Annotated in this window: 16 protein-coding genes; 8 read left to right on the forward strand and 8 right to left on the reverse strand. The window is 69.7% G+C overall.

Annotated elements, in window-relative coordinates:
• Positions 1-8 precede the first annotated feature (8 nt).
• The gene (locus AFER_RS10095; RefSeq protein WP_015799329.1) at positions 9-1,847 is read left to right on the forward strand and encodes a glycosyltransferase; all 1,839 of its coding nucleotides are present in this window, start codon (positions 9-11) and stop codon (positions 1,845-1,847) included.
• Positions 1,844-2,764 (forward strand): hypothetical protein, encoded by a 921-nt coding sequence (locus tag AFER_RS10100; protein WP_015799330.1) that lies wholly within the window; start codon positions 1,844-1,846, stop codon positions 2,762-2,764. Before AFER_RS10095 ends, AFER_RS10100 begins: the two co-directional genes overlap by 4 nt.
• On the opposite strand, the gene AFER_RS10105 is transcribed toward AFER_RS10100, so the two are convergent.
• Positions 2,761-3,192, reverse strand: a complete 432-nt coding sequence (locus AFER_RS10105; RefSeq protein ID WP_015799331.1) for a hypothetical protein — start codon at positions 3,190-3,192, stop codon at positions 2,761-2,763. The genes AFER_RS10100 and AFER_RS10105 overlap by 4 nt on opposite strands.
• Before the next feature lie 579 nt (positions 3,193-3,771).
• On the opposite strand from AFER_RS10105, the gene purL reads away from it, so the two are divergent.
• Complete coding sequence (gene purL, locus AFER_RS10110) at positions 3,772-5,976, forward strand: phosphoribosylformylglycinamidine synthase subunit PurL (RefSeq protein WP_015799332.1); 2,205 nt, start codon at positions 3,772-3,774, stop codon at positions 5,974-5,976.
• Here purL and purQ read toward each other — a convergent pair.
• The 7 genes from purQ to AFER_RS10145 all read right to left on the reverse strand — a co-directional run bounded on the left by purQ (position 5,973) and on the right by AFER_RS10145 (position 12,361).
• A complete protein-coding gene (purQ, locus tag AFER_RS10115; protein WP_015799333.1) occupies positions 5,973-6,626 on the reverse strand; it encodes a phosphoribosylformylglycinamidine synthase subunit PurQ in 654 nt (217 codons plus the stop codon). The genes purL and purQ overlap by 4 nt on opposite strands.
• Positions 6,623-6,892, reverse strand: coding sequence for a phosphoribosylformylglycinamidine synthase subunit PurS (gene purS, locus AFER_RS10120; protein WP_015799334.1), 270 nt, complete (start codon positions 6,890-6,892; stop codon positions 6,623-6,625). The genes purQ and purS overlap by 4 nt, the downstream gene beginning before the upstream one ends.
• The gene (locus AFER_RS10125) at positions 6,889-7,767 is read right to left on the reverse strand and encodes a phosphoribosylaminoimidazolesuccinocarboxamide synthase (RefSeq protein ID WP_015799335.1); all 879 of its coding nucleotides are present in this window, start codon (positions 7,765-7,767) and stop codon (positions 6,889-6,891) included. Before AFER_RS10125 ends, purS begins: the two co-directional genes overlap by 4 nt.
• Positions 7,764-9,068: an adenylosuccinate lyase gene (purB, locus tag AFER_RS10130; protein ID WP_015799336.1), complete on the reverse strand. Its 1,305-nt coding sequence runs from the start codon at positions 9,066-9,068 to the stop codon at positions 7,764-7,766. Before purB ends, AFER_RS10125 begins: the two co-directional genes overlap by 4 nt.
• Before the next feature lie 97 nt (positions 9,069-9,165).
• Positions 9,166-10,392 carry a phosphoribosylamine--glycine ligase gene (gene purD, locus AFER_RS10135; RefSeq protein ID WP_015799337.1) on the reverse strand — a complete coding sequence of 409 codons (1,227 nt, stop codon included), beginning with the start codon at positions 10,390-10,392 and terminating at the stop codon, positions 9,166-9,168.
• 5 nt (positions 10,393-10,397) lie between these two features.
• Positions 10,398-11,675 (reverse strand): adenylosuccinate synthase, encoded by a 1,278-nt coding sequence (locus tag AFER_RS10140; RefSeq protein WP_015799338.1) that lies wholly within the window; start codon positions 11,673-11,675, stop codon positions 10,398-10,400.
• A gap of 32 nt (positions 11,676-11,707) precedes the next feature.
• Positions 11,708-12,361 (reverse strand): 2,3-bisphosphoglycerate-dependent phosphoglycerate mutase, encoded by a 654-nt coding sequence (locus AFER_RS10145; RefSeq protein WP_015799339.1) that lies wholly within the window; start codon positions 12,359-12,361, stop codon positions 11,708-11,710.
• 237 nt (positions 12,362-12,598) lie between these two features.
• Between AFER_RS10145 and dnaK the strand changes: the two genes are divergently transcribed.
• From dnaK to AFER_RS10170, 5 genes are all read left to right on the forward strand, one after another.
• Entirely contained in the window at positions 12,599-14,440 is a 1,842-nt protein-coding gene (gene dnaK / locus AFER_RS10150) for a molecular chaperone DnaK (protein WP_015799340.1), read from the forward strand.
• Positions 14,441-14,443: 3 nt separating this feature from the next.
• A complete protein-coding gene (locus tag AFER_RS11345) occupies positions 14,444-15,061 on the forward strand; it encodes a nucleotide exchange factor GrpE (protein ID WP_015799341.1) in 618 nt (205 codons plus the stop codon).
• A gap of 54 nt (positions 15,062-15,115) precedes the next feature.
• Positions 15,116-16,201: a molecular chaperone DnaJ gene (gene dnaJ, locus AFER_RS10160; protein WP_015799342.1), complete on the forward strand. Its 1,086-nt coding sequence runs from the start codon at positions 15,116-15,118 to the stop codon at positions 16,199-16,201.
• Positions 16,202-16,229: 28 nt separating this feature from the next.
• Positions 16,230-16,646 (forward strand): heat shock protein transcriptional repressor HspR, encoded by a 417-nt coding sequence (locus AFER_RS10165; protein ID WP_015799343.1) that lies wholly within the window; start codon positions 16,230-16,232, stop codon positions 16,644-16,646.
• A gap of 81 nt (positions 16,647-16,727) precedes the next feature.
• Positions 16,728-19,214, forward strand: coding sequence for an ATP-dependent Clp protease ATP-binding subunit (locus tag AFER_RS10170; protein ID WP_015799344.1), 2,487 nt, complete (start codon positions 16,728-16,730; stop codon positions 19,212-19,214).
• Positions 19,215-19,229: the final 15 nt, after the last annotated feature.

Raw genomic sequence — 19,229 nt, forward strand, 5'->3', positions numbered from 1 at the left:
AGGGCCAGATGGAGAGCCCGCGGCTTCGCGAGCGCGCAGCTTCGCCACCGCTCGGCGCCGCGCTCGTGGCCGCGGGCCTGCTCGACGAGCACGACCTCGCCGTGGCACTCGAGCAGCAGACCCGGAGCCGACGACGCCTCGGTGAGGTGCTCGTACGCCGAGGCATCGTCCCACGCCTCGATCTCGCCCGTGTGCTCGCAGAACGCGCTCGCGTGCCCTTCGTGACCCTCGTCGATCGCGAGCCACGACGGGAGCTGCTCGAGGGGCTCGACCTCGAGGCGTGCGTCCGCGAGCGGCTGGTCCCGATCGACCGAGACGACGATGGCACGCTCGTGGTTGCGAGCTCGGAGGTGCCGACCGACACCGTGCGCGAGAGCGCCGAACGTCTCAGCGGCGCTCCTGTCCGGCTCGTGCTCACCACCGAGTGGGACCTGCTCCGCTACATCGTGCGCGCAGGCGCCGATCACATCGGCCGACGAGCGGCCTACGGTCTCGCGGAGACGGATCTCGACCTGTCGGCAGCCCACGTGCTCACGAGGGCCCAAGCCATCGGCCTCGTCGTCGTCGCGGTCGTGGTCGTCCTCGTTGGCATCGTCGACACCCGAGCACTCCTCGGGGCCGCACTCGCTGGCGCTGCCACCCTCCTCGCGCTCGTCGTGCTCTTTCGAGCGGTCGTTGCCTTCCGGGGCGCCGGCGTGCCGTGGGTCGTGCCAGAGCGCCTCCTCGACGACGCAGACCTGCCGACCTACACCATCCTCGTCCCGTTGTATCGAGAGGCGGCGGTGGTCCCGGCGCTCATGACCTCGCTCGCCAACCTCGACTACCCACCAGAGAAGCTCGAGGCGCTCGTACTCGTCGAGGCCGACGACGACGCCACCCGGGACGCGCTCGTCGCGGCGCGCCCGCCGAGCTGGGTCACCGTCGTGACCGTGCCGCCCGAGGGGCCCGCGACGAAGCCGAAGGCCTTGAACGTCGGGCTCGCGCTCGCCTCCGGTGAGCTGCTCGTGATCTACGACGCCGAGGATCGACCCGAACCCGACCAGCTCCGGATCGTGGCCTCGATCTTCGCCGACGCCGACCACGACCTTGCGTGCGTCCAGGCAGCGCTGAACTACCACAACGCCCGCCACAACCTGCTCACGCGCCTGTTCACCCTCGAGTACTCCCAGTGGTTCGATTACCTCCTCCCCGGCCTCGAGGCGCTCGAGCTGCCGATCCCACTGGGAGGGACCTCGAATCACTTCCGCACGCAGCTGCTGCGCTCGTTGGGAGGCTGGGATCCGTTCAACGTCACCGAGGATGCCGATCTCGGCATTCGGGCCGCGGTGAAGGGTGCCCGGGTCGCCACCGCCGCCTCCACCACGTGGGAGGAGGCGACCGCTCGCCCCGGCGCCTTCATCCGCCAACGGACGCGCTGGATCAAGGGCTACGTCCAGACAGCCCTCGTGCACGCCCGCCACCCGATCCGGCTGGTCCGAGCGGTCGGGCCGATCCAGGCCCTCGCCTTCGCCGTCCTCATCGCCGGCACGCCGATCGCCTTCTGGACGATCGTGCCCCTCGACCTGACCTTCGTGGCCTCTCTCGTCCTCTCGCCGCACGTCCTCGTCGATCTCGTACCGCGCTGGGCGCTCGCCGTCGGATTCGTCGACCTCGTCATCGGCAACGCCGTGGTGATCTACCTCTCCATCGTGGCCGTCTTCCGTCGGCGTCAATGGTCGCTCGTGTGGGCCGCCTTGCTCACGCCGGTCTACTGGATCTTGCACTCGCTCGCGGCCTATCGAGCCCTCGCCCAGCTCGTGACCCGGCCGCACTACTGGGACAAGACCGACCACGGAGTCGCGCTGTGAGGGGCCGGCGCATTCGCTGGTGGATCGTGGCCGCGAGTGCACTCCCGCTCGCGATCGCCGAGATCGTCGGACTCCTTCGCCTGGGCCCGGGCACCGTCGTCCTCGACCACGTCGATCCCCTCGGCATCGGCTCACTCCACGCGGTCGTCGTCATCGCCCTCGCGACCATGACGCCGCTCGCCGTAGGTCTCGCCATCGCGAGCGCGCATCGCTGGATCGCGACTCGGCTCGAAGCGACGCCAGCGATGGTCACGGCTGCACTGGTCGCGTTGTGGTGGCTCCTCGTGCTCGCAGGCACGACGGCGGCCGGGGTGATCGACCTCGCGCTCCTCGCACTCCTCGTCGTGTCCGTCGCCGAAGCCGGCGCCTTCGTGCTCGGCGACACGGTCACGGCTGGGGTCGGCGCAGGGCTTGCCCTCTGCGCGCTCGCGCTCAGCGACCCGCCCCTTGCCCTCTGCGCGCTCAGCATCGGCGCGGTGGTGCTCGTGGGACTCGGGGCTCGTGGTAGGGACGAGGCCGGCCTCGCGTTCTTCGCCGTCCTTGCCTTCCCGAGCGCGGCGCTCGTGGTCGGGGTGCCCTTCGTCGACTGGCGCCTCACCGGCGACGCGGCCGCGACCCGCGCCTACGTCGCCGCCGTGGGCATACACCATCCGTTCGCCGCACTCGTCGTCGCGTGCGGCGCGGTTCTCGCGGCCCTCGCCAGACCACGGGCACTGCTCGCCGCGGCCATGCTCGCTGCAGCCGTCGCGGGGGCCATCGTCGCCGGCATGGACGCACGCGCCATCTCGGCGCTCGTCATCGTCGGCCTCGCGGTCGTCGTGGTGCCATTGGTGGGGGGGCGCCACGGCCCGACGCTCCCCATCGCCGCCGCCGGAACGGTCGGCGACGACGGGGCCCAGCGTCCCAACGCTGCCTAGCGGCGCCGACGCAGCTCGTCGGTCGTGTTCGGCACGATCCCAGCCCGCTCGAGCACCTCCGCACTCACGCCGGCCTCGCGCCAGGTCTCGTAGCTGATCCCCTTGCGTTCCCCATAGCGCGCTGCATGCTCGATGAACGCCTCTTCGAGCTCCTTGTTGTCGGCCTGATGCTCCAGGCGCCACAACTCACTCTCGAGGTCCTTGCGCTGCTGCAACAGCTCGATCCGGTGCACCCCGGTTGCGCTCTCGAGGTCTGCCGTCACCTGATCCAAGAGCATACGAACACGCTCGGGAGTGCGGCGGCGCCCACGCCTCGGCTTGTTCTCCTCGAGATAGCGCAGGTAGGCGTCCACGGCCTGGGACTCCCTACGCCCGCGGGCGATCGCCGCGCGCTGCTCGCCACTCATCTGACGACCGTCATCAGCCATTGCTGCTCCTTCTCCTTGTCTCCATCACCGCGAGACAGCTGCCACTTCCGACCGAGGTCCCCGGTCGGCGACCCAGCGCTCCGAACGCGACGGCGAGGTGCCGACACCACAACCAAGAGAGCCATCAGCGCAGCTCATCCACGCTCCCCTCGACGTTGCGTCCACCGGCCCAACCACGCCGATCGTCGGCGCAGTCGCGTCGGAGCCGGCCAGGGGGAGTCACCTGAGCCGTCTCCCACCCACGCAAAACCGCCGAGACGAACCCGCCGGAATGAGCGAGCCGGAACGCCGCTTCAGGCTCTCGCCAGGCGAGGCGAGGCCCACACTCTCCTGATCGTCCTCCTGATCGTCAAACGGTGTCGAGGTCGCCGCTCTTCCCTACTTCCCATGAGCTCGATGCTCACCAACAACCATCATACTGGCCGGACGAGTTCATCCAATGTATCGCACCGACACAGCGAATCAGGTCGTCTTTGCAATGCAATTGCGATCGCCACCGTGCGCTCATAATTGCTGCCTCCCAGCTCGAGCGTGGGCGTGACCTCCGATCGCACAATGGCGGCCCGGTAGGCTGGCGCCATGGACGAGCCGCGCCACCGATCCCTCGGGCTGACCGACGACGAGTACGAGAGCATTCACACGTTGCTCAGGCGCGAGCCGAACGATACCGAGCTCGCGATGTTCTCCATCATGTGGTCGGAGCACGCGTCCTACAAGTCCTCACGGGCACTGCTCGGCCGACTCCCGTCACGTGGTTCGCGTGTCATCATGGGCCCTGGCGAGAACGCCGGCGTCGTCGCGCTGACGGACTCGGTGGCGGTCGCGATCCGCATGGAGAGCCACAACCATCCGAGTGCGATCGAACCACACCAGGGTGCTGCAACCGGGGTCGGCGGCATCCTCCGCGACATCTTCACCGTCGGAGCACGACCCATCGCGCTGCTCGATTCGCTGTGGATGGGGCCCCAGGACGACGCGAGGAGCCGCTGGATCACCGACGGAGTCGTCGGCGGCATCTCTGCTTACGGCAACGCGGTCGGGGTGCCGACGGTCGGGGGCGAGCTACGGGTCGATGCGTGCTACGGCGCCAATCCCCTCGTCAACGTCGTCGCGGTGGGTGTCGCGCCCACCGAGGCGCTCGTGCGTGCTCGCGCCGAGGGTATCGGCAACTACGTCGTCCTCCTCGGCGCCCCGACCGGACGAGACGGCATCGGCGGGGTCTCCGTGCTGGCCTCTGCCGGCTTCGATGCCACCGCGGAGCAGAAGCGCCCGAGCGTGCAGGTCGGCGATCCGTTCGAGGAGAAGAAGCTGATCGAGGCGTGCCTCGCGCTCATGCGCGCCGGCCTCGTCACCGGCGTCCAGGACCTCGGCGGCGCGGGACTGACGTGCGCGACCTCGGAGACGGCGGCCGCAGCGGGCGTCGGGATGGACATCTTCCTCGACGCCGTGCCACGTCGTGAGCCCGGGATGACGCCGATGGAGGTCCTGTGCTCGGAGTCGCAAGAGCGCATGCTCGCCATCGTCGAGCCCGGGCTCCTCGACGAGGTCATCGCGACCTGCCGACGCTTCGAGGTGACCGCGTCGGTCATCGGGGTGGTGCGCCCACCCGATGCGGAGGGCCCGTACGCCGGTGAAGGAGTTCTGCGAGCCTTCGAGAGCGACGGGGGACCGCTCGCCGCCGTCATCCCGGCGCGGCTGCTCGCCCACGACGGGCCGCGCTATCGACGCCCCATGGCGCCGCCGGCCGACCTCACCGAGCGACGCGCACAGGTCGTGACCCTCGATGCGCCGGGAGCGACGCTCCTCGCCGAGGTCGTCAACGACCCGATCGACCCCGCCGGGGTGTGGCGACGCTACGACCACATGCTGTTTCGCACGAGCCTGGTCGAACCAGGCGCCGACGCGGCACTCCTGCGTGTGCGCACGCCCGAGGTCGGCGACACCGGACGCGCCATCGCCATCACCGTCGATGGCAACAACCGCTGGACCCGTGTCGACCCGCGTCATGGGGCTACGTGGCTGGTCGCCGAAGGCGTCGCGAACCTCGCGTGCGTGGGGGCAACGCCCCTGGCTCTCGTCGACTGCTTGAACTTCGGCAACCCCGAGCACCCCACGGTGATGTGGCAGCTCGCCGAGAGCATCGACGGCATCGCCGAGGCAGCCCGAGCACTGGGGGTCCCCGTCGTCGGTGGCAACGTCAGTCTCTACAACGAGGCAGACGGGATCGACATCGACCCGACCCCCATCGTGTCGCTGCTCGGCGAGCGCGCCACGCCGACCGCGCCGGTACCCGCTCCGGAGCGCGCCCACGGCAGCCTCGTCGTCCTCGCGCCACGAGGGGCAGAACCCCAGCTCGCGGGCTCGCGAGCGGCGGCCGTGGCGGGTGTCGATGGCGGCACCCTGGCGCCGCTCGACTGGGAAGCGCACCGTCGTCTGTGCGACGCGGTGGCGGACCTCGTCGTCGGGGACGAGGTGAGCGCGGCAACCAACCTGTCCGCCGGCGGGCTCGCGCGATCAGCCGCCAGGTTCGCCCTTCGCAGTCGGCAGGAGGCTCGGCTCGAGACCACGGACACGCTCGCGCTCGTCGGCGAGCACCCGTCGCGGGTCCTCGTCGCCACCGACGACCCGGAGAGGCTCGTGGCCTGGGCGTCGGCGAAGGACCTCGACGCGACCGTCGTCGGCTCGCTGGCTCCGTCGGGCGAGCCAGCCCTCGTGGTCGGCGCGCACCGGATCGTGCTCGGTCGTACCCAGGACGTGCCGGCGCTCGTGCCGACCGACGCCTAACCGAGCAGACCAGCGAGCAACCGGCCGGCGGGCTCGGCAAGACCGTAGCCTCCGCCGGCTCGCTCCGGATGCGGCATGAGACCGACCACGCGACCCGACGCATCCGCGATCCCGGCGATGTCGTGGGCCGAGCCGTTCGGATTCGCGACGTAGCGGAGCACGACGCGACCGGACTCCTCGAGCCTGCGTAGCGTGTCGTCGTCGGCGGTGAAGTTGCCCTCGAAGTGATTGATCGGCAGCGACAGACGCTCGTGTGCCCTCATCTTCTGGGTCAAGACGCTCTCGACGCTCGCGACCTCGACCTCGACGTGCTCACACAGGAAGCTGAGGCCCGCGTTCTTCTGGAGCGCGCCCGGCAGGAGCCCCGCCTCGCACAGCACCTGGAAGCCGTTGCAGATCCCGAGGATCGGGACCCCACGCCGCGCTGCATCCATCACCGCGCCCATGGCCGGCGCAAACCGTGCGATCGCTCCGGGTCGCAGGTAGTCACCGTAGGAGAACCCACCAGGGATCACGACGGCGTCGACCGCTCCGAGCTCGCTCTCGCCATGGTGGACGAGGCGGGCGGTGACGCCGAGTTCGGCGTAGGCGCCGACCACGTCGTGCTCGCAGTTCGTGCCTGGGAAGACGACGACGGCGACACTGCTCACGGGGCAACGACCTCGAGTTCGGCGATGCGCCACGTCTGGATCACCGGATTGGCGAGGAGGCGCTCGGCGAGCACGCTGGCCTGGTCCAGCGCATCACGCTCGTCGACGGCGCGAAGCTCGAGGCGAAAGGCGCGTCCCGCACTCACGTTGACACCCGGCGCGAGCTCGAGGTGCCGAGCCGCGTCCGTGATGGCCCGCCCCTCGGGGTCCGCGATGCCCGGTCTCGGCTCGACCACGACCAACGCCACCCAGGTGTGCGCACTCATGCCCGCTCTCCTCCGTAGGGATCGGCGCTGCCCGGCCACTCGTCGAACGAGCGTCCCGTCAGCGTCTCGTAGACCGTCACGTAGCGGCCACGCAGCTCACCGACGAGATCGCTCGGCAGGGGAGGTGGCGGTCCCTCGCCACGGAAACCCTCGGCCACGAGCCAGTCCCGAAGGAGCTGCTTGTCGAGCCACTGGGGGTTCTGGCCGAGGTCCCCGGCGACGATGCGAGCCGCGTCGGGCGTAGCGATCTCGTCGGCGAGCACCAACGCACGCCCGTCGAGGCCGAACTCGAACTTCGCATCCACCAAGGTGAGCCCCTTCGCGTCGAACCAGGACGCGAGCAGGGAGAACACCTCGAGGGACCGGTCGGCGAGCTCGCGAGCACGCCGCTCGCCGACGAGCTCGCCGAGCTCGTCTGGCCCGAGCGGCAGGTCGTGGCCGACGTGAGCCTTGGTCGTCGGGGTGAACAGGGGCTCGGGGAATGGAGCACCGAAGTCGAGGTCCCGTGGCAGCTCGCGACCGAACGCGGTGCCGTCGCGCTGGTAGGACTCCCAGGCGCTGCCCACCAGCCGACCGCGCACCACGCACTCGACCGGCAGCATCGCGAGTCGCCGCACCCGAAGCGTACGACCGAGCCACACATCGGGGACGTCGGTCGCGACCTCGAGGAGGTGGGTGGCCACGTCGCTCGCGACGCGCTCGAAGGCCGCGGCCGCGATGGCCGTGAGCAGCCGACCCTTGTCGGGGACGAGCTCAGGAAGGACGACGTCGAAAGCGCTCACGCGGTCGGTGGCGACGACCAGCAGCGCCGCCTCGTCCCTCGGATCCACCCAGGTCTCACGGACCTTGCCGACACCAACGCGCGTGAGGCTCACGATGCCTCCTCGAGACGAGCGAACAGGGGGGCAAGGTTCGCGACCAGGCGCTCCGCGGAGGCGAGCTCGGCGAGCTCGCCCGGGGAGAGCGGCACGGCGGGGTCGTCGGCCAGCGCATCGAGGAAGGGCACGTCCTCGTCCAGGGTGCGAGCGGCCGCTGCCTGAACGATGCGGTAGGCGTCGTCGCGAGCCATCCCGCGGCGCACGAGTGCGAGTAGCACCTGCTGCGAGTACACGAGACCGCGTGTGGCGGCGAGGTTCTGCGCCATCGCCTCGGGGTGTACGGTGAGGCCCGCCACGATCCGCGTCGCCAGCGACGTGCCGTAGCAGGCCACGTGGAAGGCATCGGGCAGCATGACGCGCTCGACCGACGAATGCGAGATGTCGCGCTCGTGCCAGAGGGCGACGTCCTCGAGCGCGGGCACGACGGCCGAGCGCGCGAGACGGGCCATGCCCGAGAGGCGCTCTGCGAGCACTGGGTTGCGCTTGTGCGGCATGGCCGATGAGCCCTTCTGGCCGACGGCAAAGGGCTCGGCCACCTCGCCGACCTCGCTGCGCGCGAGGTGACGAACCTCGAGGGCGATGGTCTCGAGCACGGCTCCGAGCGCAGCGAGCGCCCACACGACGTCCGCGTGGCGGTCGCGGGGGATCACCTGCGTCGCCGACGTGGGACGCAAGCCGAGGGCCTCGAGCGCGTGACGCTCGATGGCCGGCGAGAGCGCGGAGTAGGTCCCGACCGCGCCGGAGAGCTTGCCGACGCTGATGGTCTCGCGGGCAGCGACGAGACGAGCTCGCGCCCGTTCGAGCGCGAGCCAGAACAGGGCGAGCTTCGCGCCGAACGTGGTCGGCTCGGCAGCCATGCCGTGCGTGCGACCCAGGCAGACGAGGTCGCGCGTCTCGAGCGCACGGACCCTCAGCGTGTCGGCGAGTCCGTCGACGAGCTCGAGCACCCGATCGGTCGCGTGCACGAGCGCCAGTGACAGCGCGGTGTCGACGACGTCGGAGGAGGTGAGACCGAAGTGGATCCACCGCGCAGCCGGATCGGCGATGCGGGCTTGGAGCACGTCGACGAAGGCCGCAGTGTCATGATGGGTGATGCGCTCGCGGTCGTTGACGGCCTCGACGAAGGCTTCGTCGGGCGTCGGGGCGAGCTGGCGTAGGCGCGCGGCATCCTCGGCAGGGATCTCGCCGAGGGCCCCCAGGGCGTCCGTCACGGCAAGCTCGACCGCGATCCAGCGCCCGAGGCGCGCCTCGTCGGCGAAGAGTCGCGCGATCACCGGATCCTCGTAGCGAGGGATCACGCCAACTCCTTTCCGACCACGCCGCCGATGCACCATGCCCCACCGTCCGCCGCTTCGCGCGGCGATGAGCGCGCGACGACGTCGTCGGACCGTGGGCTCACTCGGCGCCCAAGCCTAGATCGCTGCGCCAGGTCGCGCCCTCGATGCGAATCGCCTGACGGGCCCGATAGGCCACCTCGCGCGCCGTGGCCAGGTCGTCGCCCCGGCCCACGACGGTCAGGATGCGCCCACCGGTCGTGGCGAGGGCGCCGTCGGCCTCGGCACGGACCCCGGCGGTGTAGACCCGCGCGCCGAGGCGCTCCGCCTCGGCGATCCCCTCGATGCGATCGCCACCGATCGACGCCTCCGGGTAGCCACGGGCCGCCATCACGATCCCGAGCGCCGCGCCGGCCTGGACATCGAGATCGCCGATGGTGCCCCCGCGGGCAGCGGCGACCAGGGCGTCGACGAACCCTTCGCCGAGGAGCGGGGCGATCGCCTGTGCCTCGGGGTCGCCGAGGCGCACGTTGATCTCGAGCAGCGACAGGCCGTCCTCGGTCGCCATCAAGCCGGCGTAGAGAAACCCTCGATAGACGATCCCGACCCGACGAAGCTCGGCGAGGAGTGGCTCGAGCACCCGATCGGTGGCTTCTTCGATGAGCGAGTCGTTGGCCCAGGGAGCCGGTGCGTAGGCACCCATGCCGCCCGTGTTCGGACCGAGGTCGCCGTCGAGGAGCCGCTTATGGTCCTGGGCGACGGGCAACAGCCGCGCATCGCGCTCGTTCACCAACCAGATCATCGAGAGTTCTCGGCCACCGAGACCCTCCTCGATCACGAGGCGCCGACCCGCATCGCCGAACGCCTCGCCCGAGAGCTTGGCCCGAACGTCTGCCTCCGCGGCCAGGCGGTCGCGGGTGACGAGCACGCCCTTGCCCGCCGCCAACCCGTCGGTCTTGATGACGTAGGGGGGCCCGAAGCGATCGAAGAGCGCAGCGGCCTCCTCGATCGTGGTGGCGACGCCCCAGCGAGCCGTCGGGACCCCGGCCGCGTCGCAGAGCCGCTTCATCGCGATCTTCGAACCCTCGAGCGCCGCCCCTGCTGCACCTGGTCCGACGACGAGGCGCCCCGCGGCGCGAAGGTCGTCGGCGAGTCCGGCCACGAGCGGAGCCTCCGGGCCGATGACGACGAGGTCTGCCTCGATGGCTCTGGCCTCGTCGGCACTGACCTCGAAGCGGGTCGCGATCCCGGCGTTGCCAGGGGCGACCACCACCGAGGCTCCCCCACGCGAGACGGCGTCGGCGAGCGCGTGCTCGCGAGCTCCGGAGCCGACGATGAGCACTCGCATGGGCTCTACGAGAGCTCCACGATCTGGTCGCGGCTCGGGCCGACCCCGACCCAGCGCACCGGCACCTCGATCCGCGCCTCGATGAACTCGAGGAGCCGACGAGCCGCCGCGGGAAGCGCGGATGCAGTGGTCACCTGTCCGATCGGGGTCTTCCAGCCCGGCAGCTTCTCGGTGACGGGATGGGCGCGGTGCAGATCCGACTGGTGATACGGGAGCTCGTCGACCCTCTCACCAGCGACCTCGTAGGCGGTGCACACCTGGATCTCGTCGAAGGTGTCGAGGACGTCGAGCTTGGTGATGGCGAGTTCGCTCACCGAATTGACGCGCACCGCGTGCTGGAGCAGCACGAGGTCCAGCCAGCCCGTGCGGCGGCGCCGGCCCGTGTTCGTCCCGTACTCGTGACCACGATCAACCAGCGCATCGGCGAGCGGCCCCTCGAGCTCGGTCGGGAAGGGGCCGGCACCGACGCGCGTGGTGTAGGCCTTGGCGACGCCGATGACCTGATCGATCTGGCGAGGCCCGAGGCCCGAGCCGGTGCAGGCGCCACCGGCGGTGGGGTTCGACGACGTGACGAACGGATACGTGCCGTGGTCGAGATCGAGGAAGGTGGCTTGGGCCCCTTCGAGCAGGATCGTGCGGCCCTCGCGCCAGAGTCGCTGGACGAGCCCCACCGAATCGACGATCCGAGGCGCGATCAGGGGTGCGTAGGTACCGAGGTAGTCGGCGACGACCCGCTCGGGGTCGATGGGTAGACGGTTGTAGCCCTTCGCGAGCACGAGGTTCTTCTCGCGCAGCGCCACGTCGAGCTTGGCCCGGAAGATCTTCTCGTCGAGCAGATCCTGGACTCTCAGGCCGATACGGGCCGCCTTGTCCGCATAGGCCGGACCGATACCGCGCTTCGTGGTGCCGAGCTGTGCCTTGCCGAGGTAGCGCTCGGTGAGTCGATCGAGCTCGTGGTGGTAGGGCATGATGAGATGTGCGTTGCCCGAGACGACGAGCCGGCTCGTGTCCACGCCGCGCTCTTCGAGCATGCGGAGCTCCTCGACGAGCACCTTCGGGTCGACGACCACGCCGTTGCCGATGATGGGGATCACGCCGGGATAGAGCACGCCGCTCGGGACGAGCTGGAGCGCGAACGCATCGCCGTCGACGACGATGGTGTGGCCCGCGTTGTGTCCACCCTGGTAGCGCACGACGGCAGCGGCTCGCCCTGCGAGTAGGTCGGTGATCTTGCCCTTGCCTTCGTCGCCCCACTGCAGGCCAACGACCACGATGGCGCCCACGCCACCTCCTTCGACTCGGGTGCCCCGCCAGGCTAGGGCACGCGGAACACGAGGGGTTCGCCGTTGGCGATCTCGAGCGAGACCACCTCGTCATCGTCGAGGTCGCGCAGCACCTTCACGAGGCCCCGGAGCGAGTTGCCGTGCGCCGACACGAGCACGGTGTGCCCGTCCCACAGCAGCGGCACGATGACGTCGTAGTAGTACGGCAGCACCCGATCGATCACGTCGCACAGCGCCTCGGTACGAGGCACGAGTGCGAGCGGGAGCATGCGGTAGCGCTCGTCGGCATGCAGGAGACGCTGGGCCTCGACGTCGGTCTCGGGTGGGCGCACGTCGAAGCTCCGACGCCACAGCTTGACCTGCTCGTCGCCGTAGCGAGCTGCGGTCTCGGCCTTGTTGAGTCCCTGGAGCGCCCCGTAGTGGCGCTCGTTGAGCCGCCAGCTGCGCAGCACCGGCAGCCAGGGGCGCTCGAGTTCGTGGAGCATCAGCTCAGCGGTCGTGATCGCGCGCTCGAGGACGGAGGTCACGAGGACGTCCGGCCGAAGGCCGTCGGCCTCGATCGCCTTGGCGGCCTCCTTCGCCTCCGCGACACCCTGGTCGGTGAGTGGCACATCCACCCACCCGGTGAAGCGGTTCTCCGCGTTGTACGTACTCTGGCCGTGCCGGACGAGGATCAGCGTGCCCACGTGGCTCGAGCCTAGCCCACCACGCCAATGGTCAAGAACCGGCTGGTCGGTGACCGATTGAACCGTGTGGGAATGTTTCTGCGGCGTGAAGCGTCCTAAAACTTGATATTCTGTGACTCAAGCTTCGCAGGGGCTCTCGCGTCAGGAGACGCCGATCCCCACAGCCCAGCTCACAGCAGACACGGACGGACAGCAAGCACGGTCGTAACAGGCAAGCACAACACAGGAGGAGCAGCCATGCCCAAGGCAGTCGGCATCGATCTTGGCACCACGAACTCCGTGGTCGCCGTCCTCGAAGGTGGCGACCCGGTCGTCATTCCCAACGCGGAGGGTGGACGCACCACCCCGTCCGTCGTGGCCTTCGCCAAGACCGGTGAGGTGCTCGTCGGCGAGGTCGCCAAGCGCCAAGCCATCACCAACCCCGATCGGACCATCCGCTCGGTGAAGCGGCACATGGGGACCGATTGGACCATCGACATCGATGGGAAGCACTACACGCCCCAGGAGATCTCCGCGCGGATCCTCGCCAAGCTGAAGCGAGATGCCGAGGCCTACCTGGGCGACACCATCACCCAGGCGGTGATCACCGTCCCTGCCTACTTCGACGACGCGCAGCGCACGGCAACGAAGGAGGCCGGACAGATCGCCGGCCTCGAGGTTCTGCGGATCATCAACGAGCCGACGGCTGCGGCCCTCGCCTACGGCCTCGACAAGGAAGCCGAGGACCAGACGGTGCTCGTCTTCGACCTCGGCGGTGGCACCTTCGACGTCTCGATCCTCGAGATCGGCGAGGGCGTCTTCGAGGTCAAGTCGACCGCAGGTAACACCCACCTCGGTGGCGACGACTGGGACCAGCGCATCATCGACTGGCTGGTCGCGAGCTTCAAGAACCAAGAGGGCGTCGACCTCTCGACCGACAAGATGGCGATGCAGCGTCTCAAGGAGGCGGCCGAGAAGGCCAAGATCGAGCTCTCCGCGTCGCTGGAGACCATGGTCAACCTGCCGTTCATCACGGCGACGACCGAGGGGCCGAAGCACCTCGAGATGAAGCTCACCCGAGCAAAGTTCCAAGAGCTCACCGCCGATCTCGTCGAGGCGTGCCGCGCACCGTTCGAGCAGGCCATTCGTGATGCGAACCTGTCGGTCGGCGACATCGACCACGTGGTCCTCGTCGGTGGCTCGACCCGGATGCCCGCCATCCAGGAGCTCGTCACCAAGCTCACCGGCAAGGAGCCGCACCGCGGCGTCAACCCGGACGAGGTGGTGGCCGTCGGTGCGGCGATCCAGGCCGGCGTGCTCAAGGGCGAGGTGAAGGACGTCCTGTTGCTCGACGTCACCCCGCTGTCGCTCGGCATCGAGACCAAGGGCGGCGTGATGACCAAGCTCATCGAGCGCAACACGACCATCCCCACCAAGCGCACCGAGGTCTTCACCACGGCCGACGACAACCAGCCCTCGGTCGAGATCCACGTGCTCCAGGGCGAGCGCGAGATGGCGGCCTACAACAAGACGCTGGGCCGGTTCCAGCTCGTCGGGATCCCGCCAGCGCCGCGTGGTGTGCCGCAGATCGAGGTGACCTTCGACATCGACGCGAACGGCATCGTCCACGTGTCGGCGAAGGACCGCGCCACCGGCAAGGAGCAGTCGATCACGATCTCGGGCACGACGTCGCTCGGCAAGGACGAGATCGAGCGCATGGTGCGCGACGCCGAGGCCCACGAGGCCGAGGACCGTCGCCGGCGCGAGGAGGCCGAGGTCCGCAACAACGCCGACACCCTCGTGTACCAGACCGAGAAGCTCCTCGCGGAACAGGGCGACAAGCTCTCGGGCCCCGAGAAGGATCGGGTCACCGAGGCCTTGGGGCAGCTGAAGCTCGCGCTCGACGGCACGGACATCGCCGCGATCCGCAGCGCCACCGACGCGGTGGTCTCGGCGTCCCAGAGCTTCACCCAGCGGCTCTACGAGGAGGCCTCGCGCAGCGCCCAGAGCGCCGATGCCAGCGGCCAGTCGAGCACCTCGTCGGAGGATGAGGTGGTCGATGCCGAGATCGTCGACGAGTCTGGAGAGCAGAGGTCCTGAGCCATGGGCAAGCCGTACGGAGACGACGCCGACGAGCCGGTGACGCCGTCCGAGGACGCCACGCCCGTCGGGGGGTCCCCCCCCGACGGGACGACCGGCGACGACGAGCCGACCGCGGAGGTGCAGCCGAGCCCCGACGACGAGGGGCGAGAGAGCGATCCGGTCCTCGCGGCGATCATGGAGGACCTCGCAGCCGTCACACGGGAGCGCGACGAGTTCCTCGAGACCGCACAGCGGCTCCAGGCGGAGTTCAAGAACTACCGCGAGCGTGTCGCGCGCCAACAGGCCGAGGCCGGTCAAGCTGCGGTCGCGAGCTTCGTGACGAAGCTCCTGCCGGCGCTCGACACCTTGAACCTCGCCCTCGCCCACGCCCGTGCGGAGGGCTCCGAGGAGACGACGAGTGCGCTCGCCCAGGTGCACGGCGTCTTCCACGAGGTGCTGACCAAGGAAGGGCTCGAGGTCGTCGAGCCCATCGGCAAGCGCTTCGACCCGACCGAGGCCGATGCGGTGGCCCACGAGGAGGGCGAGGGCGAGCCCACGGTCACGGAGGTGTTCCGGGCGGGGTACCGCTGGCGCGGACAGGTCATCCGACCAGCGATGGTGCGTGTGAGCGGATCGTGAACGCGACGAGCGAGACGGGCTCGTCACGAGGGGCGAGAAGGGAGGTGAGCTGACGTGGCCCCGGCGAGAGAGTGGTTCGAGAAGGACTACTACAAGATCCTCGGCGTTCCCGAGACGGCGAGCGAGAAGGACATCCAGCGTGCGTATCGCAAGTTGGCCCGCCAGTACCACCCCGATGCGAACCCCGGGCACGAGGAGCGCTTCAAGGAGGTCTCCGCGGCCTACGACGTCCTCGGCGATCCCGCCAAGCGCAAGGAGTACGACGAGGTGCGGCGCCTCGGTCCGCTCGGATCCATGGGCGCCCCCACCGGCAACGGCACCCGTGGCGCCGGGACGTTCCATGCTGAGGACCTCGGCGATCTGATCGGCTCGCTGTTCAATCGGGGCCGTCGCGAGGCCAGCGGGCCTCGACGCGGCGCCGACCAAGAGGCCGAGGTCACCATCTCGTTCGAGGACGCAGCTCGTGGCGCCGAGGTGCAGATCCCCGTCACCGGTGAGGCGGCGTGCTCGGTGTGCAAGGGTACGGGTGCAGCCCCCGGCACCGTGCCGAAGACCTGCGCCCGCTGCAATGGGACCGGGACGGTCTCGGACAACCAGGGGTTCTTCTCCTTCTCGCAGCCCTGTCCTGCGTGCCACGGCCGCGGCCTCATCATCGAGCAGCCCTGTCCCTCGTGCCACGGCACCGGCACCGAGCACCGAACCCGCATCGTGAAGGCGAGGATCCCCGCGGGTGTCGAGCCCGACTCGACCATCCGCCTGCGCGGCCGTGGCGCGCCGGGGCGCAACGGGGCTCCTGCGGGCGACCTCTTCGTGCGGGTGCACGTGCTGCCGCATCCGATGTTCGGTCGACGCGGAGCGGATCTCACGTTGCGTCGCACGATCAGCTTCGCCGACGCCGCCCTCGGCACCGTCCTCACCGTGCCCACCCTCGACGGCACGGTCTCGGTGAAGGTTCCGCCTGGCACGAGCGCCGGCACGGTGCTGCGGGTCCGCGGCAAGGGGCTCCCCAACCCCAAGCGCAAGGGAGCCCGCGGCGACCTTCTGGTCACGATCGACATCGACGTGCCGGACAAGCTCGATGCCAAGCAGCGGCGCTACCTCGAGGACTTCGCTCGCGTCTTCCCCCACGACGCAGCCTGAGGTGCTCTGAGCCACGAGAGGAGGTGAGATGGCTGAGCACGACCGATCGCACTCCCCGGAGCGCTCCCGCGGCCTGTACGTGATCTCCGTCGCCGCAGAGCTCACGGGGCTCCATCCGCAGACCCTGCGCGTCTACGAGCGCCGTGGCCTCTTGGAGCCGAGGCGCACCGGCGGCGGCTCTCGGCGCTACTCCGAGGCCGACCTCGCTCGCCTGCGCCGCATCATCGAGCTCACGGAGCAGGGCCTCAACCTCGAGGGCGTGAAGCGCGTCATCGAGCTCGAGGAGGAGGTCGAGCGGCTCCGCGCCGAACTCGACGCTGCGCGCCAGCGCGCCCGCGAGCGCGAGCGCGAGCTCCATCGCCACTACCGGCGCGACCTCGTGCCGCTCAGCCAGGCGGTCATCGTCTGGCAGCCACAACGCCAACGCACGGGCGACGCCCGCTGATCCATCGAGTCCCTCCTCCCCCAACCCCAACCCCCAAACCACGAACGACCACGCCGGCCCGAGGCCGGCCCGGAGGCAACCATGAGAACCGATCACTTCACCCACAAGCTCCAAGAGGCGCTGCAGGATGCGAAGCGCCTCGCCACCGAGCGCCAGAACCCCGAGGTCACCCCGCAGCACCTCGCGCTCGCCCTGCTCGGCCAACCCGACGGGATGGCGCTCGCCGTCCTCTCGCGAGCCGGGATCGCTCCCGCCAGCGTGCGCAACCAGCTCCTCGAGGCCCTCGAGCGCCTACCACGCGCCTACGGCCAAGCGGCCGAACCGGCAGGATCGGCGGCGCTCGCACGGGTGCTCGAGCGCGCCGAGCAGCTGCGCGGTGAGTACGGCGACGACTACCTCTCCGTCGAGCACGTCCTGCTCGCCATGGCGGCCGTGCTCAAGGTCGACGAGGCGACGCTGCGCCAGGCGATCGACGCCGTGCGTGGCGGACGCCGTGTGACCTCGGCCGACCCCGAGGACACCCTAGAAGCGCTCACCAAGTACGGGCGCGACCTCACCGAGGCTGCACGCGCAGGCTCCATCGACCCCGTGATCGGCCGTGACGAAGAGATCCGTCGGGTCATCCAGATCCTCTCGCGTCGGCAGAAGAACAACCCGGTCCTCATCGGCGAACCCGGCGTCGGCAAGACCGCGATCGTCGAGGGGCTCGCACGCCGGATCGTCGAAGGTGACGTGCCCGAAGGCCTGCGCGGCAAGCGGATCATCGCGCTCGATCTCGGCTCCATGGTCGCAGGAGCGCAGTACCGCGGTCAGTTCGAGGAACGCCTCAAGAGCGTGCTCGACGCCATTCGCCAGAGCGAAGGCGAGGTCATCACCTTCATCGACGAGCTCCACACCGTGGTCGGTGCGGGTGCGGCCGAGGGATCGCTCGACGCCTCCAACATGCTCAAGCCCATGCTCGCGCGCGGCGAGCTGCGCATGATCGGCGCGACCACCCTCGACGAGTATCGCAAGCACATCGAGTCCGACGCCGCACTCGAGCGACGCTTCGCCAAGGTCATGGTCGACCAGCCCAGCGTCGAGGAGACGGTCGCGATCCTGCGCGGCTTGAAGGAGCGCTACGAGGTGCACCACGGCGTGCGGATCCAAGACGCCGCCCTGGTCGCTGCCGCGGTCCTGTCGGATCGCTACATCACCGATCGCTTCTTGCCCGACAAGGCGATCGACCTCGTGGACGAGGCCATGGCCCGACTGCGCATGGAGATCGACTCGCGACCCGAGGAGATCGACTCCGTCGAGCGCCGTCTGCGCCAGCTCGAGATCGAGCGCATCTCACTCGCGACCGAGACCGACCGCGCCTCACGCGAGCGCCTCACCCGCCTCGACCAGGACATCGAGGCCACGAAGCTCGAGCTCAGTGAGCTGACCCGCCAGTGGCAAGCCGAACGGGAAGCGATCGACGTCATCCGCCAGCGCAAGGAGCACCTCGAGGAGCTGCGTGCCCAGTCGGAAGCCTACGAGCGCCAAGGCATGCTGGACCGCGCCGCCGAGCTGCGCTATGGCGAGATCCCTCGCCTCGAGCGCGAGATCGAGGAGGCGACCGAAGAACTCTCGAAGCGCCAGGGTGGCCGGCGCATGCTCAAGGAGGAGGTCGACCCCGAGGACATCGCCGAGGTGGTCGCGGCCGCGACCGGCATCCCGGTGACCAAGCTCCTCGAGAGCGAGACCGAGAAGCTGCTCCACATCGAAGACGCACTGCGTGCGCGGGTGGTGGGTCAAGACGAGGCGATCGACGCGGTGGCGAACGCCATCCGGCGCAGCCGTGCCGGCATCGCCGATCGGAACCGCCCCATCGGCTCCTTCCTCTTCCTCGGCCCGACGGGCGTCGGCAAGACCGAGACCGCCAAGGCGCTCGCGGAGTACCTCTTCGACGACGAGCGAGCCATGATCCGCATCGACATGAGCGAGTACCAGGAGCGTCACAGCGTCTCGCGCCTCGTCGGTGCGCCCCCTGGCTACGTCGGCTACGACGAGGGCGGACAGCTCACCGAGGCGGTGCGGCGCCGTCCCTACGCGGTGGTCCTCTTCGACGAGATCGAGAAGGCGCACGCCGACGTGTTCAACGTGTTCCTCCAGATCCTCGACGACGGCCGCCTCACCGACGGTCAGGGGCGGGTGGTGAACTTCACGAACACCATCCTCATCATGACCTCGAACCTCGCCGACGATCCGCGGCGCTTCTTCAAGCCCGAGTTCGTGAACCGCATCGACGAGATCGTGCGCTTCCACGAGCTCACCTCGGACCAGATCCGCGCCATCGTCGACCGCCAGATGGCCCAACTCGCCGGTCGGCTCGCCGAGCGCTCACTCGGTCTCGAGGTCACCGACGCCGCGGCGGCCCTGCTGGCCGAGCGCGGCTGGGATCCGGCCTTCGGTGCTCGACCCCTGCGTCGAGCCATCCAACGCCTCGTCGGCGACCCGCTGGCCAGAGCGCTTCTCGAAGGGCGCTACGGCGAGGGAGACACGGTCGTGGTCGACGCGGCCGACGGCGCCATCGTGCTGCGCTGAGCACACGGCACGACC

The organism is Acidimicrobium ferrooxidans DSM 10331, assembly GCF_000023265.1.
GTDB lineage: Bacteria > Actinomycetota > Acidimicrobiia > Acidimicrobiales > Acidimicrobiaceae > Acidimicrobium > Acidimicrobium ferrooxidans.

Excerpts from the sequence above, each read along its gene's own strand:
- AFER_RS10170 (WP_015799344.1), top strand. The coding sequence starts at position 16,728 with ATGAGAACCGATCACTTCACCCACAAGCTCCAAGAGGCGCTGCAGGAT.
- AFER_RS10105 (WP_015799331.1), bottom strand. The coding sequence starts at position 3,192 with ATGGCTGATGACGGTCGTCAGATGAGTGGCGAGCAGCGCGCGGCGATC.
- dnaK (WP_015799340.1), top strand. The coding sequence starts at position 12,599 with ATGCCCAAGGCAGTCGGCATCGATCTTGGCACCACGAACTCCGTGGTC.
- purL (WP_015799332.1), top strand. The coding sequence starts at position 3,772 with ATGGACGAGCCGCGCCACCGATCCCTCGGGCTGACCGACGACGAGTAC.
- AFER_RS10095 (WP_015799329.1), top strand. The coding sequence starts at position 9 with ATGGAGAGCCCGCGGCTTCGCGAGCGCGCAGCTTCGCCACCGCTCGGC.
- purD (WP_015799337.1), bottom strand. The coding sequence starts at position 10,392 with ATGCGAGTGCTCATCGTCGGCTCCGGAGCTCGCGAGCACGCGCTCGCC.
- purS (WP_015799334.1), bottom strand. The coding sequence starts at position 6,892 with ATGAGTGCGCACACCTGGGTGGCGTTGGTCGTGGTCGAGCCGAGACCG.
- AFER_RS10165 (WP_015799343.1), top strand. The coding sequence starts at position 16,230 with ATGGCTGAGCACGACCGATCGCACTCCCCGGAGCGCTCCCGCGGCCTG.
- AFER_RS11345 (WP_015799341.1), top strand. The coding sequence starts at position 14,444 with ATGGGCAAGCCGTACGGAGACGACGCCGACGAGCCGGTGACGCCGTCC.